The 15,199-nt window shown below is 63.9% G+C and carries 16 protein-coding genes, 1 other RNA gene and 1 pseudogene; 10 read left to right on the top strand and 8 right to left on the bottom strand.

The genetic code is table 11. The features are described 5' to 3' along the window. Window positions 1-20 precede the first annotated feature (20 nt). Window positions 21-155 (bottom strand): annotated as a pseudogene (locus tag AC0L3P_RS13065) (GNAT family N-acetyltransferase); the annotation flags it as partial. Window positions 156-296: 141 nt separating this feature from the next. Here AC0L3P_RS13065 and AC0L3P_RS13060 point away from each other — a divergent pair. Next, window positions 297-1,472, top strand: coding sequence for a GAF domain-containing sensor histidine kinase (locus tag AC0L3P_RS13060; protein WP_473302161.1), 1,176 nt, complete (start codon window positions 297-299; stop codon window positions 1,470-1,472). Window positions 1,473-1,699: 227 nt separating this feature from the next. On the opposite strand, the gene feoB is transcribed toward AC0L3P_RS13060, so the two are convergent. From feoB to ssrA, 7 genes are all read right to left on the bottom strand, one after another. Then, a complete protein-coding gene (gene feoB / locus AC0L3P_RS13055) occupies window positions 1,700-3,571 on the bottom strand; it encodes a ferrous iron transporter B (RefSeq protein ID WP_473302160.1) in 1,872 nt (623 codons plus the stop codon). 20 nt (window positions 3,572-3,591) lie between these two features. Beyond that, window positions 3,592-3,867: a FeoA family protein gene (locus AC0L3P_RS13050; protein ID WP_007600961.1), complete on the bottom strand. Its 276-nt coding sequence runs from the start codon at window positions 3,865-3,867 to the stop codon at window positions 3,592-3,594. Window positions 3,868-3,994: 127 nt separating this feature from the next. Then, window positions 3,995-4,249: a ribbon-helix-helix domain-containing protein gene (locus tag AC0L3P_RS13045; RefSeq protein ID WP_007600962.1), complete on the bottom strand. Its 255-nt coding sequence runs from the start codon at window positions 4,247-4,249 to the stop codon at window positions 3,995-3,997. Next, window positions 4,246-4,434, bottom strand: a complete 189-nt coding sequence (locus AC0L3P_RS13040; protein WP_473302159.1) for a DUF4169 family protein — start codon at window positions 4,432-4,434, stop codon at window positions 4,246-4,248. Before AC0L3P_RS13040 ends, AC0L3P_RS13045 begins: the two co-directional genes overlap by 4 nt. Before the next feature lie 275 nt (window positions 4,435-4,709). Continuing rightward, complete coding sequence (gene fumC, locus AC0L3P_RS13035) at window positions 4,710-6,182, bottom strand: class II fumarate hydratase (RefSeq protein ID WP_473302240.1); 1,473 nt, start codon at window positions 6,180-6,182, stop codon at window positions 4,710-4,712. Between the two features lie 87 nt (window positions 6,183-6,269). Next, window positions 6,270-6,785, bottom strand: a complete 516-nt coding sequence (locus tag AC0L3P_RS13030; RefSeq protein ID WP_354205455.1) for an SspB family protein — start codon at window positions 6,783-6,785, stop codon at window positions 6,270-6,272. A gap of 114 nt (window positions 6,786-6,899) precedes the next feature. Continuing rightward, window positions 6,900-7,265, bottom strand: a transfer-messenger RNA (tmRNA) gene (gene ssrA / locus AC0L3P_RS13025). An 84-nt stretch (window positions 7,266-7,349) separates the two neighbouring features. Between ssrA and AC0L3P_RS13020 the strand changes: the two genes are divergently transcribed. The 9 genes from AC0L3P_RS13020 to hflC all read left to right on the top strand — a co-directional run bounded on the left by AC0L3P_RS13020 (window position 7,350) and on the right by hflC (window position 15,129). Then, the gene (locus AC0L3P_RS13020) at window positions 7,350-7,967 is read left to right on the top strand and encodes a chromate transporter (RefSeq protein ID WP_473302158.1); all 618 of its coding nucleotides are present in this window, start codon (window positions 7,350-7,352) and stop codon (window positions 7,965-7,967) included. Continuing rightward, the gene (locus AC0L3P_RS13015) at window positions 7,964-8,494 is read left to right on the top strand and encodes a chromate transporter (RefSeq protein WP_354205459.1); all 531 of its coding nucleotides are present in this window, start codon (window positions 7,964-7,966) and stop codon (window positions 8,492-8,494) included. Before AC0L3P_RS13020 ends, AC0L3P_RS13015 begins: the two co-directional genes overlap by 4 nt. A gap of 95 nt (window positions 8,495-8,589) precedes the next feature. Next, window positions 8,590-9,351 (top strand): tripartite tricarboxylate transporter TctB family protein, encoded by a 762-nt coding sequence (locus tag AC0L3P_RS13010; protein ID WP_473302157.1) that lies wholly within the window; start codon window positions 8,590-8,592, stop codon window positions 9,349-9,351. A 7-nt stretch (window positions 9,352-9,358) separates the two neighbouring features. Further along, the gene (locus AC0L3P_RS13005; RefSeq protein ID WP_275173492.1) at window positions 9,359-10,924 is read left to right on the top strand and encodes a tripartite tricarboxylate transporter permease; all 1,566 of its coding nucleotides are present in this window, start codon (window positions 9,359-9,361) and stop codon (window positions 10,922-10,924) included. A 227-nt stretch (window positions 10,925-11,151) separates the two neighbouring features. Further along, window positions 11,152-11,946, top strand: coding sequence for a thymidylate synthase (locus AC0L3P_RS13000; protein ID WP_354060667.1), 795 nt, complete (start codon window positions 11,152-11,154; stop codon window positions 11,944-11,946). Window positions 11,947-11,951: 5 nt separating this feature from the next. Beyond that, window positions 11,952-12,437, top strand: coding sequence for a GNAT family N-acetyltransferase (locus AC0L3P_RS12995; protein WP_473302156.1), 486 nt, complete (start codon window positions 11,952-11,954; stop codon window positions 12,435-12,437). Further along, window positions 12,437-12,946 carry a dihydrofolate reductase gene (locus AC0L3P_RS12990; RefSeq protein ID WP_473302155.1) on the top strand — a complete coding sequence of 170 codons (510 nt, stop codon included), beginning with the start codon at window positions 12,437-12,439 and terminating at the stop codon, window positions 12,944-12,946. The genes AC0L3P_RS12995 and AC0L3P_RS12990 overlap by 1 nt, the downstream gene beginning before the upstream one ends. A gap of 153 nt (window positions 12,947-13,099) precedes the next feature. Then, on the top strand, window positions 13,100-14,236 hold the full coding sequence (gene hflK / locus AC0L3P_RS12985) for an FtsH protease activity modulator HflK (RefSeq protein WP_027570796.1): 1,137 nt from the start codon (window positions 13,100-13,102) through the stop codon (window positions 14,234-14,236). Further along, window positions 14,233-15,129 carry a protease modulator HflC gene (hflC, locus tag AC0L3P_RS12980; protein WP_275173496.1) on the top strand — a complete coding sequence of 299 codons (897 nt, stop codon included), beginning with the start codon at window positions 14,233-14,235 and terminating at the stop codon, window positions 15,127-15,129. The genes hflK and hflC overlap by 4 nt, the downstream gene beginning before the upstream one ends. Window positions 15,130-15,199: the final 70 nt, after the last annotated feature.

Genomic DNA, 15,199 nt, shown 5'->3' with positions numbered 1-15,199 from the left:
GCTTCGAATCCCGGGGGGGGCTTCGTCCTCTCCGCCGGACGCACGCCGCCGAAATATCGGGACACCTCGGCATCGAGATGCAACGCGACGAGGTCGGCCAGGTGATCTTCACGAAGCCTCTCGGCGGTTAGCCTAGCCGTGCTGAAGTGTTCCATTGGGAACAGATAGCCGCTTCCAAGGCGAGGCGTCGAGCAACATTGACGCGGAATAACTTGGCTGTCAGTGCTTTTTACCATTGCGAGGACGCGCTTCGTTGGGGGGTACGGTTCCAGCGAATGTTCTGAAGCGGAGTGGCAATGGATTTCGAGCGCGACATAGCCAGGGTCAGCGGAATCGCTGCGGTTTCGACCATCCTGGACGTGGTCAGCCGGACCACCGGCATGGGGTTTACCGCCGTTGCCCGCGTCACCGAGGACAGGTGGATCACCTGTGCCTCGCGTGACGAGCTTGCGTTCGGGCTGAAACCCGGTGACGAGCTCAAGGTCGAGACCACGATCTGCCATGAGATCCGGCAGAGCCGTGACGCCGTCGTCATCGAGAATGTCAGCGAAGACGCCGCGTACTGCACGCATCACACACCTGCGCAATATGGCTTCCAAAGCTACATCTCCGTGCCGATCATTCTTCCCGACGGTTCATTCTTCGGAACTCTTTGCGCCATCGATCCGAAGCCGCGCAAGCTTCGGACCCCCGAGATCATCGGCATGTTCAAGCTTTTTGCGGAGCTGATCGCGTCTCACCTCGACGCGGCCGAGCGCGTCGAGCTGATCGAGAACAGGCTCGCGCTGGAACAACGCAATGCCGAACTGCGCGAGCAGTTCATCGCCGTGCTCGGTCACGACCTCAGAAACCCTCTTGCCTCGATCCAGGGCGGGCTGCGGCTTCTGAACAAGAAGGTCGATGACGAGGGGAAGAGCTGGATCAACCTGCTGCAGGGAAGCGTGGCCCGGATGGCGGGCCTGATCGACAATGTCATGGACTTCGCCCGCGCGCGGCTCGGCTCCGGGATGCAGCTCAAGCTGAAAGAACAGCCGCTCGAGCCTGTCATCAAGCAGATTGTCGCGGAGTTCGAATACGTGCATCCGGATCGCGTCATCGAAACAGTCGTCAACGTTCCGGGACCTGTGAGGATCGATGCCGAGCGCATAGGTCAGATGCTGTCCAATCTTCTCGGCAACGCGATTTCCTATGGAGCCGCCGACGAGCCGATCAGGGTGCTGGCGCAGACGACCGAAGCCGGCTTCGATCTCAGCGTTGCCAACAAAGGCGCGCCAATTCCGGCGGATGCGATCCCGCGCCTTTTCACTGCGTTCGATCGTGGCGACGTTCTGCCGAACCAGAAGGGGCTTGGGCTCGGATTGTACATCGCCCAGGAGATCGCGCGCGCCCATGGCGGGTTGATCGCCGCGTCGTCGATGCGGGATGAAACGGTGTTCACCGCGTCGTTCCCGGCAACACAGGCCAGCGGCTGAGAAGGCGTGCCACGCCCCAGTATCTGGCCGTCACCGAGCGTCTGGCCAATTCTCGGACAATGCCATCATGCGCCTGTTTTGCCCGACGGCGCAACCGGCCTTGTATGACGGCGTTGGGTCGGGCCAGCTACGGTCAGCTGATTTAGCACACGCCTAACCCATTGATCTCACAGCGTCGGTCTACTGTGCATGGGGTTGTTTTCGCGTTTTTGAATTTCGAGAGGGGCTTAGCCCGCCCCGAACGCGAGCGCGACATTGTAGGTCAGAAGGCTCGCTGCATAAGCCAGCACCAGCATGTAGAAGAAGGTCACGGCCATCCAGGTCCAGCTTCCGGTCTCGCGCCGGATCACGGCCAGCGTGGATGCGCATTGCGGGGCGAAGATGTACCAGGCCAGCATCGACAGCGCGGTCGCGAGCGACCATTTCGTCGCCAGCACCTGGCCGATCTGCTCGGCCGCTTCCTTGCCGCCTTCGATCGCATAGACGGTGCCGAGTGCTGCGACCGCGACCTCGCGCGCCGCCATGCCGGGGATCAGCGCGACCGCGATCTGCCAATTGAAGCCGACCGGCGCCAGCAGCGGCTCGAGCGCCTTGCCGATGATCGCGGCCAGGCTGAAGTCGATCGCCGGCTCGGTTGCGCCCGCGGGCGGCTGCGGGAACGAGGCCAGGAACCAGATCAGCACCATCATCGAAAAGATCGTGGTGCCGGCGCGGTGCAGGAACATCTTGGCCCGCGTATAGACGCCGATCGCGATCGATTTCAGCCGCGGCATCTTGTAGTCCGGCAGCTCCAGCATGAACGGCGCCGGCGCATAGTCGCGCAACATGAAGAACTTGATCAGGAACGAGACGGCAAGTGCGCTGGCGATGCCGACGGCATAGAGGCCGAACATCACCAGGCCCTGGAGGTTGATGAAGCCCCAGACGTCCCTGGCCGGAATGAAGGCGGAGATGATCAGCGTGTAGACGGGAATGCGCGCCGAGCAGGTCATCAGCGGCGCGATCAGGATCGTGGTCAACCGGTCGCGCTTGTTGTCGATCACGCGCGTCGCCATGATGCCGGGGATGGCGCAGGCAAAGCTCGACAGCAGCGGAATGAAGGCGCGGCCGTGCAGGCCGGCGCCGCCCATGATGCGGTCCATCAGGAACGCGGCACGCGCCATGTAGCCGAAATCTTCCAGCAGCAGGATGAACAGGAAGATGATGATGATCTGCGGCAGGAACACGATGACGCTGCCGACGCCTGATATCACGCCGTTCTGAAGGAAGCTCTGCAGCAGGCCGGCGGGCAGGGTGGCGTGCACGAACTCACCGAGGGAGTCGAAACCCGAATTGAGCAGCTCCATCAGCGGCTGCGCCCAGGCGAACACCGCCTGGAACATCACGAACAGGATGGCCGCGAGCACGATCAGCCCGCCGACGGGATGCAGCACGATCGCGTCGATCCGCGCGGTCCAGGTGTCGGGGCGAGCAGGCAGGCTGACGCAGTCGGCGATGATGCGGTCGGCTTCGCGCTGGGTGGCGCGCAGATCGGCCACGCTGAGCGCCCGCCAATTATTCTCTCCCGGCTCGGCGGCGAGCTTTGCCGAAATCTCGTCGGTCAGCGACAGCAGGTCGGCCGTGCCGCCCTTGCGCACCGCGATCGAGGTGACCACGGGCACGCCGAGCTCCTTGGCGAGCCGCGCGACGTCGACAGTGATGCCGCGGCGGGTCGCGATGTCGAACATGTTGAGCACGAGGATCATCGGCCGGCCGGTGCGCTTGAGCTCGAGCAGCAGTCGGATGGTCAGGCGCAAATTGGTCGAATCGGCCACGCACAGCACGAGGTCGGGCAGGGTCTCGCCGGTGGCCTTGCCGAGCACGAAGTCGCGGGTGATCTCCTCGTCCGGGCTGCGGCCGCGCAGCGAATAGGTGCCGGGCAGGTCGACCACGGAGACCTGGCGGCCCAACGGCGTGACGAAGAAGCCTTCCTTGCGCTCGACGGTGACGCCGGGATAGTTCGCGACCTTCTGCCGGCTGCCGGTCAGCGCATTGAACAGCGAGGTCTTACCGCTGTTTGGCGTGCCCACCAGGGCGAGATGAAGTAGGGGCAATTCCATGGAATTGGGGTCCGGTCGCTTCAGGCGACGATAATGGCCATGGCTTCGCGACGGCGGACCGCGATGGTGATGCTGTCGACCCGTACCGCGATCGGATCGCGCCCGACCAGCCCCTCGTGCAGGACCTCGACCCGGGCGCCCTCGACGAAGCCGAGCTCGATCAGCCGGCTCTCGAGCTCGATGTCCGAGAGCGCCGAGCCCGCGTCCTTGGGGGAAAGGTGCTGGATGACGCCGGTATAGCCGCGCTGGGCCAGGCCCAGCGGCATCTGCGGACGCGTATCATGGATGTCGGTCATGCCCTGTATTTTCAACGCAGGGCATCGAGGTCAAGCGCGCTCGGTCGCTGAAACTGCACCTTAGAGTGATTTTAAAGTACCAGCTTCGTGACGGAGGCGATTGGCGCCGGGATCGGCGCCAAGTCGGCTACTGGGCCGGGACCTTTTCCGCCTGGATGGCGGCCATGGCGCGGCTCTTGAAGTAATCGAGCACGAACAGGCGGATCGCCGAGGACAGATTGCCCTGCTGGCGGTTGCCGTCGATCTCGCCGACCAGCTCGGACAGCGTCATGTTGCGCAGGCCCGAGATCTCCTTCATGCCGTTCCAGAACGCCTCTTCCAGGCTGACGCTGGTCTTGTGACCGGCAACGACGATCGACCGTTTCACGACGGGCGACTTCATGGCTGCTCCTCGCGATCGATCTGGTGCTGGTCCAGGCGCGCCTTCGCCTGGTCCGCGCGCGTCTCCTCCGCCGACCGCTCCGCCTTCGTGCGGCCGAACTTCGTTCGGTTGGCGTGCGCCTGCTTCGCCGTGGCTTCCCGCTCGGCGCGCTTCCGGAAACGATTCAGGTTGATGACGTTCGCCATGTCGCGTCTCCATCATCCGATCCTCCGTGGGCAGGATGAAACATTCAGAAACTGTGCGCCGCACTGCGCCCAATGAGACTTGATCGTCATTCGCTTGTCCTCGTCAATCGACCCTTGGGCCATCAAACGATGAATTCCGCCCCGTGGGGGCGGAGGGGCTGCGTAACACGCAATCCCGCCGCGACATTGACGGTAATCAAATCCCGTCCTTTAAGCCCTACATTTAATGGAGCTAGGGGCTCCGTATCATTACGGATGGCTATCGGAATTCGGAATTATCCCGGGCTGGTCATCTTCTCGGGGCGCACCAGGCGGTCGAACTCCTCCGCCGAGACGAAGCCGAGCCGCAGCGCCTCTTCCTTCAGCGTGGTGCCGTTGGCATGCGCCGTCTTGGCCACCTTGGCCGCGTTGTCGTAGCCGATCTTGGGGGCGAGCGCCGTCACCAGCATCAGCGAACGCTGCATCAGTTCCCTGATGCGCTTCTCGTCGGCGCGGATGCCGCTGACGCAATGCTCGGTGAAGGAGCGCGCGGCGTCCGCCATCAGCCGGATCGAGTGCAGCATGTTGTATGCCAGCACGGGCTTGTAGACGTTGAGCTCGAAATGGCCCTGGCTGCCGGCGACCGTGATCGTGGTGTGATTGCCGAACACTTGGCAGCACACCATCGTCATCGCCTCGCACTGCGTCGGATTGACCTTGCCCGGCATGATCGAGGAGCCCGGCTCGTTCTCCGGCAGCATCAGTTCGCCGAGGCCCGAACGCGGACCCGATCCGAGCAGGCGGATGTCGTTGGCGATCTTGAACAGGCCTGTCGCGACCGAGTTAATGGCGCCGTGCGCCAGCACATAGGCGTCGTTCGAGGCCAGCGCCTCGAATTTATTGGCGGCGCTGGTGAAGGGCAGCTTGGTAATCCCGGCAACGTGCTTTGCGAACAGTTTTGCAAAGCGCGGCTTCGAATTGAGGCCGGTGCCGACGGCGGTGCCGCCCTGCGCCAGCGGATAGAGCTCCTTCACCGCGACCTTGAGCCGGGCGATGCCGCTTTCGACCTGTGCGGCATAGCCGGAAAATTCCTGGCCGAGCGTCAGCGGCGTCGCGTCCTGGGTGTGGGTGCGGCCGATCTTGACGATCTTTGCGAACTCCTTCTCCTTCTTGCGCAGCGCGCGCAGCAATTCGCCGAGGGCAGGGACGAGATCGGCGGTGATGCGGCTTGCCGCCGCGATATGCATCGCGGTCGGGAACGAGTCGTTCGACGACTGGCTCATGTTGACGTGATCGTTGGGATGCACCGGCTTCTTGGCGCCGAGCTCGCCGCCCAGGAGCTCATTGGCGCGATTGGCGATGACCTCGTTGAGATTCATGTTGCTCTGCGTGCCCGAGCCGGTCTGCCACACCACCAGCGGAAAATGGTCGTCCAGCTTGCCCTCGATCACCTCGCGCGCGGCGCGGATGATGGCATTGGCGCGGCGCTGGTCGAGCAGACCGAGCTCCTGGTTGGACTGCGCCGCGGCGAGCTTGACGGTGCCGAGCGCACGCACGAGCGAGATCGGCATGCGATCGATGCCGATGCGGAAATTCTGCCGCGAGCGTTCGGTCTGCGCCCCCCAATAACGATCGGCGAGGACCTCGATGGGGCCGAAGCTGTCGGTCTCGGTGCGGGTCGCCGGGCGTGAGGAGCTGTCGGTCTTCGAGCGGGGAGCCTTCGAGCGGGAAGTCTTCGAGAGTGAAGTTTTGGCCATGAGCACATCCATTCCGCCGCGCGAAATGCCACGCGGCCTCTTCATGTGCCTCTATATAGGGAGTTTGGCCGCCCGCGACGGGCGCCAGTCCGATCTAGATCATTTCTTGCGGAAACGATCCAAGCGCACGACTTCGGCGCCGCCCTGGTTCGGGGCCGCCGGCTCCTCAGTGCCTTCCGCAGGTTCAGTGGCAGGGGGCACCGCGACCGCGGACGGGGCGGGAGCGGCCGGCAATGTCTCGGCCGAGAGGTCGGCGACATCGGAGGTGTCGAACTGGAGGCCGAATTTCACGGATGGATCGAGGAAGCTCTTGATGGCGCTGAACGGCACGATCAGCCGCTCCGGAATGCCGCCGAAGGACAGGCCGACCTCGAAACGGTCCTCGAGCACGGTCAGATCCCAGAACTGGTGCTGCAGGATGATCGTCATCTCTTCGGGATATTGGGCCAGCAGCCGTGAGGACAATTTCACGCCGTCGGCCTTCGACACGAAGGTGATGAAGAAATGATGCTCGCCGGGCAGTCCCTGGGACGCGGCGTCGGTCAGCACCTTGCGCAACACGCCGCGCAGTGCGTCGCGGGCCAGCACATCGTATCGGATATGATCGGTCGCCATGGTGGTCCTGTTGCATTCCAGGAGCTGGGCCCTGCCGGCCCGACTCGCCAAGCCGCAATAGTACCGCGCCTGACGGGTCAGCAGGAGTCCCCGCGGGGTAGGAAATAAGAGGTAAGTGGAGGCTTCTGTTGCCAGGTGCCTCCGAACCCCGCCTAACGGAGCTTAACCCGTTAGGACTTCAGAATGGTCTTTCAAACTGCGTTACGCAGCCTGAGCAACCGGAGCAAAGTTGTCGTTGGCAACTATTGCATAGCCCGATAACGGCGGAACAATACCGAGAAAAAGAACGCCCTTTACGCCCTCGTCGATCCTATTTCGCCCCCGCCAAAGCCCGCCTCAGGGCCAGCCCGCTGGTGGGCTTTGGTGGAGGCGCCGGGTACCGCCCCCGGGTCCGAATGGTTTATTGCGACGACCATTTATTTCCATAGCCGGCGAACCGGCACTCCCAATATAGGGGGCAAAGGTTTCAAATAACAGGTGTTTCGAGCGATCATTCCGAGGTTCCCTTTGGATAGGTTCCCGGCAGCCTTGGCCGCGCGCCGGCCGGCGTTCTAAGCTCCTGACATGTCCGAGGATTCCGCACCGGCTGCCCCACAACGAGATCACGAGCCGGACCGTCCAGCCATCAGCGCCGTTCCGCCGGGCCTGCTCGCGCTGTTCCTGGCCTTCGCCCGGATGTCGCTGGCGGGCTTCGGCGGGGTTTTGGTGTTCGCCAGGCAGGCCATCGTCGAGCAGCACCGCTGGATGACGGCGGACGAATTCAACGAGACTTTTGCGCTCTGCCATTTCCTGCCCGGGCCCAACATCGTCAATCTCTCGATGGTGTTCGGCGCGCGGCTGCGCGGAATCGCCGGCGGCATCGCCGCCTTTGCGGGTCTGTTGCTGCCGCCCACGCTGATCATGACGGTGCTCGCGATCATCTACGCCCGGTTCGGCGATGTGGAGGTGCTGCGCCGCATCCTCGCCGGCATTTCCTGTGCGGCCGTCGGCCTCTTGATCGCGGTGGTCTTCCGGATGGCGACGCCGCTGCTCAAGCGGCTGGACGCCGTCGCGCTCATCCTGATGCTGGGCGTATTCCTCGCCGTCGGCGTCCTTCGCCTGCCGCTCCAGACCGTGCTTTTGGTCGCGATTCCCGTCAGTATCGGCACTGCCTTTCTGATGGGGCGGAAGGTAGCAGCATGAACGCGGAGAACCCGATCTGGGCCCTGATCTCGACCTTCGGTCTGATGTCGCTGTTCGCGGTCGGCGGCGCCGCGGCGGCGGTGCCCGAGATGCACCGCATCGCGGTCGATGTGCATCACTGGATGACCGACAAGCAGTTCGCCGACGCCTATGCGATCGCGCAGCTCTCACCAGGTCCGAACGTACTTATCGTCACGTTAATCGGCTATGCCGTCGCCGGCATTCCTGGCGCTCTGGCGGCGACCTTGGCCATGTGCCTGCCCACCGCGCTGCTTGCCTATTATGTCAGCCGGCTCCTCAATCGGCCGAGCCAATCGCGCTGGCCGGGGCTGATCCAGGCTGCACTGGTTCCGCTCTCGATCGGCTTGATGGCGGCGAGCGCCCTGATCCTGGCCCAGTCGACCGATCGCACGCTTGCTGCGCTGCTTCTGACCGCGACGGTTGCAGTGGTCGCATCCATCTCGCGCATCAATCCACTATGGATTTTGCTGGTCGGGGGCTTGTTGGGTTTTGCTGGCATTGTGTAATGAAAATGGCTAGGCAGTGATCCGGGCGGGGGGATCGATTTCCAGCCGATTAGAACAACAGTGCTCGTGGCTTGCGGGTCGCGGAGGAGACATGCATGGCCGATACGATGGGCCACTCGGCGACAGCCAACCGAAACACCTCGGTGGTGATCAGCTTTTGTCTGCTGGCCGTAGCGCCGCAGATTTTCGAATTCATCTGGTCGTTCGGGACGTTCTTTGGCTGGGGCGCGGGACGCGGCCCGGCCACCGTCGTGATCAGCCACTCTACGGCGCTGCTCGCGGGCGCGCCCGGCGCGTTGCTCGGAGCGGTCGGCGGTGACACCAAGAAGGCGTCATCCGATGTGCTGCTGGCGCTGATCTATTCCTATCCGATCTTTGCGGTGGCGATTCTCACGATCTTCATGACAATCAGGTCGGCGCAGGACTATGTCGGCGGGATCGTGCTGATGGCGCTCGCCTTGTTCGCACTGTGGGCCTCCAGCGACTTGCAGGGAATGCGGGGCTTCTCCTTTGGCGCCGGCACGGCGCCGCGCATGTTTGGCGGGTTGCTCGTCGCACTCGGCGCCGGCATTGCGTTGACGGGACTTCTGACCGACGGGCCCGGCATGGCGCACTATGCCTGGCGTGGGCCGCTCTTCGTGATGGTCTCGATCGTCTTCTTCGCGTTGGCGATTCGTCCGCTCGGGGTGGTGGTTACGGCGTTCGCAAGCTTCATGATCGCGGCGATGGGCACGCATGAGACGCGCTGGGTCGAAGCGCTCATCGTCGGCGCCTGCCTGACGCTGGGCTGCGCGGTGCTCTTCCCCTACGTGCTAGGCCTGCCGATGCCGATGTTCCCGCGCTTCCTGGTTCAGTGAGAGTGTGATGTTCGATCTCTTCCACAATCTGGGCCTCGGTTTCGGTGTGGTGTTTCAGATCTCGTGGTGGTCACCCTGGTGGCTCTACGGTCTGTCGCTCCCGATCTCGATCAATATTCTCATGTGCCTGATTGGTGCGTTGGTCGGCACGCTGGTCGGCGTGCTGCCCGGTATCGGCACCGTCGCAACCGTGGCGATGCTCCTGCCGATCACGTTCGGATTGCCGCCGGTCGGCGCGCTGATCATGCTCGCCGGCATCTATTATGGCGCCCAGTACGGCGGCTCCACCACCTCGATCCTGGTCAATATTCCCGGTGAGGCGACCTCGGTCGTCACCGCAATCGACGGCCACCAGATGGCAAAGCAAGGCCGTGCCGGCCCGGCGCTGGCGATCGCGGCGATCGGTTCGTTCTTCGCCGGCTGCGTCGCGACCGTGCTTATCGCCGTGCTCGGCGCGCCTCTGACCAAGCTGGCACTGGCGTTCGGTCCGGCCGAATATTTCTCGCTGATGGTGCTCGGCCTGATCTTCGCGGTGGTGCTGGCCAAGGGCTCGGTGCTGAAAGCGATCGCGATGATCGTGTTCGGCCTGATGCTGTCGATGGTCGGCTCCGACATCGAGACCGGCGCCTCGCGCATGGCGTTCAACATTCCGGAGCTTGCCGACGGTCTCGGCTTTGCGACGGTGGCGATGGGCGTGTTTGGCTTCGCCGAGATCATCCGCAACCTCGACGCCGGCGCCGAGATGAACCGCGATCTCGTGCAGCAGAAGATCACCGGCCTGATGCCGACCAGGAAGGACCTGATCGACTCGACGCCTGCGATCCTGCGCGGCACCGTGCTCGGCTCGATTCTCGGCATCCTGCCGGGCGGCGGCGCGGTCATCGCGTCCTTTGCGTCCTACACGCTCGAGAAGAAGATCGCCAAGAACCCGTCGCGGTTCGGCCGTGGTGCGATCGAGGGCGTGGCGGCGCCGGAAAGCGCCAACAACGCCGCGGCGCAGACCTCCTTCATCCCGCTGCTGACGCTCGGCATCCCGCCCAACGCCGTGATGGCGCTGATGGTGGGCGCGATGACCATTCACGGCATCGTGCCGGGTCCGCAAGTGATGCAGAAGCAGCCGGAGCTGGTCTGGGGCATGATCGCCTCGATGTGGATCGGCAATCTGATGCTGATCATTATCAACCTGCCGCTGGTCGGAATCTGGGTGCGGCTGTTGCGCGTCCCTTACCGGCTGATGTTTCCCTCGATCGTGATCTTCTGCGCGATCGGCATCTACTCGGTGAACAACGCGCCGGTCGACGTCATCCTCGCAGGCGTGTTCGGTCTGGTCGGCTACTGGCTGATCAAGCACGATTTCGAGCCGGCGCCGCTGCTGCTCGGCATGGTGCTGGGGCCGCTGATGGAAGAGAACCTGCGCCGTGCGCTGCTGATCTCGCGCGGCGACTGGAGCGTGTTCCTGACGCGTCCGCTGTCGGCCGTGCTGCTCGCGATTGCGGCTTTCCTCCTGGTGCTCACGGTGCTGCCCGCGTTGCGTGCCAAGCGCGACGAGGTGTTCACGGAATCCGAGAACTAGGGGGGCGACCCGCCCAGCGTCGGGCGCGCCGTGGCTCGAACCCAAGTTGGCAAGTTAGCCAGCAGGATCAATCTGATAGACGAGGGGCGGGACGCTGAGTTCCGCCCCTTGTCGTTTGCACCGGGAACGCTCACTTTTCCGGGTATAATGCGTATGGATGGCGAATCGCCGCTGTCGCAGCGCGGGGGCGGCCGCTAAATTCGCCGCCTCCCCAAAGGCTCACGCACATGCACCAGTATCAGGACCTGCTCGAGCGGATTCTTTCAGACGGCGCCGAAAAGACCGACCGGACCGGCACCGGCACGCTCTCGGTGTTCGGCCATCAGATGCGCTTCAACCTGTCCGCCGGTTTTCCGATGCTGACCACCAAGCGACTGCCGCTGAAGGCGATCGTGCACGAGCTGTTGTGGTTCCTGAAGGGCGATACCAACATCAAATATCTGCGCGACAACGGCGTCACCATCTGGGACGAGTGGGCCGACGCCCATGGCGATCTCGGGCCCGTCTACGGCCATCAGTGGCGCTCCTGGCCCGCGCCGGACGGACGCAGCATCGATCAGATCGCGAACGTGATCGACATGATCAAGCGCAATCCGGACTCGCGCCGCCTGATCGTCTCGGCCTGGAATCCGGCCGAAGTCGACAAGATGGCGCTGCCGCCGTGCCACTGCCTGTTCCAGTTCTACGTCGCCAACGGCAAGCTGTCGTGCCAGCTCTATCAGCGCTCGGCCGACGTGTTCCTCGGCGTGCCCTTCAACATCGCCTCCTACGCGCTGCTCACCATGATGGTGGCGCAGGTCACGGGCTTGAAGCCCGGCGACTTCGTGCACTCGTTCGGTGACACCCATCTCTATTCCAACCATCTGGAGCAGGCGAAGCTCCAGCTCACCCGCGCGCCGCGGGCGCTGCCGGTGATGCGGATCAACCCCGACGTGAAGGACATCTTCTCCTTCCGCTACGAGGACTTTGAGCTCGTCGGCTACGATCCGCATCCGCACATCAAGGCCGCGGTCGCGGTCTGAAGCCGATGTCGCTCAACATCCGACGTGTGCGTCCCGGTGAGGCCGGGCTGGTTCTCGCTTTTATCCGCGAACTCGCCGATTACGAAAAGCTCTCGCACGAGGTCGAGGCGACCGAGGCGATGATCGCCGACGCACTGTTCGGCGGGCGACCGCAACTCCATTGCGCCCTCGCCGAGTGGAACGGCGAGCCGGTCGGCTTCGCGGTGTGGTTTGCGAATTTCTCGACGTTCAGCGGCCGCCACGGCATCTGTCTCGAAGATTTGTATGTGCGGCCGTCGCATCGGGGCAGGGGCCTCGGCAAGGCTCTGCTCGTGTACCTTGCCAGGGAATGCGTCGAGAACGGCTGGTCGCGGCTGCAATGGGCGGTGCTCGACTGGAACGCGCCGTCGATCGCGTTCTACAAATCGCTCGGTGCCGTCATGCTTGATGACTGGACGCTGTGCCGCGTCACCGGGCCTGCGCTGACGCGGCTTGCCGGGAGCGCGACCTGATGGAGATCGTCTTCGTCGTCGCGATCGCGGAGAACGGCGTCATAGGCGCCGGCAACGCGATGCCGTGGCGAATGAAATCCGACATGGCGCGCTTCAAGGCGCTCACGATCGGCAAGCCTGTGATCATGGGCCGCAGGACCTTCGAATCCCTGCCCCGGCCGCTTCCGGGCCGCACCAATATCGTCGTCACGCGCGATGCGGATTACCGCGCCGCTGGCGCCATCGCCACCACATCGACCGCCGAGGCAGACGCCATCGCGCGCGGCGATGCCCTGCGGCGTTCGGTCGCCGAGATCGCCGTGATTGGCGGTGCCGAAATCTACCGGCAATGGCTCGATCGCGCCGATCGTCTCGAAATCACCGAAGTGCATGCGCGCCCCGAAGGCGACACGCATTTCGACATCGACAGGGCCGAGTGGGATGAGGTTGAGCGCATCCGTCATCCTGCCGGACCCCACGACAGCACCGACTACTCCTATGTGACATATCGTCGGCGGGCGGGCCATTAACCGCATTTGCCAATGTTAACATTGACTTTTCTGCCCCCGAGCTTAGCTCGGAGGGCGGCGAGGGCTGCGTTGTAAGGGACCTGCCTGTCCCCTATAAAGCCGGACCGGACAAAGCGGGCGGGGGCAATTTCACCCTGCCGAGGAGAGCGTCGAATGCCGTGGAAGAATCAGGGCGGTGGCCCATGGGGCTCGGGTCCGAAGGGACCATGGGGCAACGGCCCGCAACCGGTCGGGCCAAGGCCGCCGGATCTGGAAGACCTTCTGCGGCGCGGCCAGGATCGCCTCCAGCAGATCATGCCGGGTGGCTATTTCTCCGGCATCGGCATCACGCTGATCGTGCTGCTCATCGTCGCGTTCTGGTTGCTGTCGGGCTTCTTCCGGGTGCAGTCCGAAGAGCTCGGCGTCGTGCTGCGCTTCGGCAAGCATGTCCGCACCGTGGAGCCCGGCCTGAACTATCATCTGCCCTACCCGATCGAGACAGTGCTGCTGCCAAAGGCATTGCGCGTTTCCACCATCTCCATCGGCATGACGCTGATCGACGATCCGGCACGGCGCGGCCGCTCCATTCGTGACGTGCCGGAAGAGAGCCTGATGCTGACCGGCGACGAGAACATCGTCGACGTCGACTTCACCGTGCTCTGGCGCATCAAGCCCAACGGCGTCGGTGATTTCCTCTTCAACATCCAGAATCCCGAAGGCACCGTGAAGGCGGTCGCCGAGAGCGCGATGCGCGAGGTGATCGGCCGCTCGCAGATCCAGCCGATCCTGACCGGCGCGCGGAACGTCACCGAACAGGGCGTGCAGGAACTGATCCAGAAGACCCTGGACAGCTACGGCGCCGGCATTCAGATCAGCCAGGTGCAGATGCAGAAGGTCGACCCGCCAGCTCAGGTGATCGACGCCTTCCGCGACGTCCAGGCGGCGCGCGCCAACCTCGAGCAGCTGCAGAACGAGGCGCAGACCTATGCCAACCAGGTCGTGCCGCAGGCACGCGGACGTGCGGCGCAGATCATGCAGGCCGCCGAAGGCTACAGGGAGCAGACGGTCGCCGAGGCCAAGGGCCAGAGCTCGCGCTTCCTGAAGGTTTACGAGGAATACAAGAAGGCGCCCGACGTGACGCGTGAACGGATTTATCTGGAGACGATGGAGCGCGTGCTCGGCGGCTCGGAAAAGCTGATCTATGACGGCGGCCAGTCGGGCCAGGGTGTCGTGCCTTATCTGCCGCTCAGCGAATTGACGACCAAGCGGCCACCTGCAACCGGCCAGCAGACGACCGGAGGCAACCGATGAGATCTCCGGTTACAGGCATCGCCACGCTGCTCGGCCTCCTGCTCGTCGTGATCGTGGGCTACATGTCCCTGTTCACGGTGGCGCAGACCGAGCAGACCATCGTGCTGCAGTTCGGCAAGCCCGTCGACGTCGTCACCGCTCCCGGCCTGCACTTCAAGGCGCCGTGGAATTCGGTGATCAACATCGATAAACGCATCCTCGATCTGGAGAACCCGTCGCAGGAAGCGATCGCGTCCGACCAGAAGCGGCTCGTGGTCGACGCCTTCGCGCGTTACCGCATCAAGGACGCGTTGCGCTTCTATCAGAGCATCGGCTCGATCCAGGCCGCCAACATCCAGCTCACCACGCTCTTGAACGCGGCGCTGCGCCGCGTGCTCGGCGAGGTCACCTTCATCAACGTGGTCCGCGACGACCGCGAGAAGCTGATGCAGCGCATCCGCGATCAACTCGACCACGAGGCCGACGGCTATGGCATCCAGGTCGTCGACGTCAGGATCCGCCGTGCTGATTTGCCGGAGCAGAACAGTCAGGCGGTCTATCTGCGCATGAAGACGGAACGCGAGCGCGAAGCCGCCGAGTTCCGCGCGCAGGGCGGCCAGAAGGCACAGGAGATCCGCTCCAAGGCCGACCGCGAGGCGACCGTGATCGAGGCGGATGCAAGGTCGCTGGCCGAGCAGACGCGCGGCGTCGGCGATGCCGAGCGCAACCGTCTGTTCGCCGAAGCCTACGGCAAGGATGCGGATTTCTTCGCGTTCTACCGCTCGATGGCGGCCTATGAGACCGGGCTGCGCGCGAACGACACCCGCTTCCTGCTGCGGCCGGACTCGGATTTCTTCCGGTTCTTTGGTAACCCGTCCGGCAAGACGGCGACCACGACGCCGGCGAAGCCGTAAGTGAGACAAGGGCGGCAGGTCTGGCCGCCCTTCGTCCAGACAAGAACAGCACAACGGGAGGTTCCAATCC

Source organism: Bradyrhizobium sp. WSM4874 (assembly GCF_055811835.1).
Note: the sequence above shows the minus strand (reverse complement) of the source record. Positions and strands in the feature narration are given on the sequence as shown.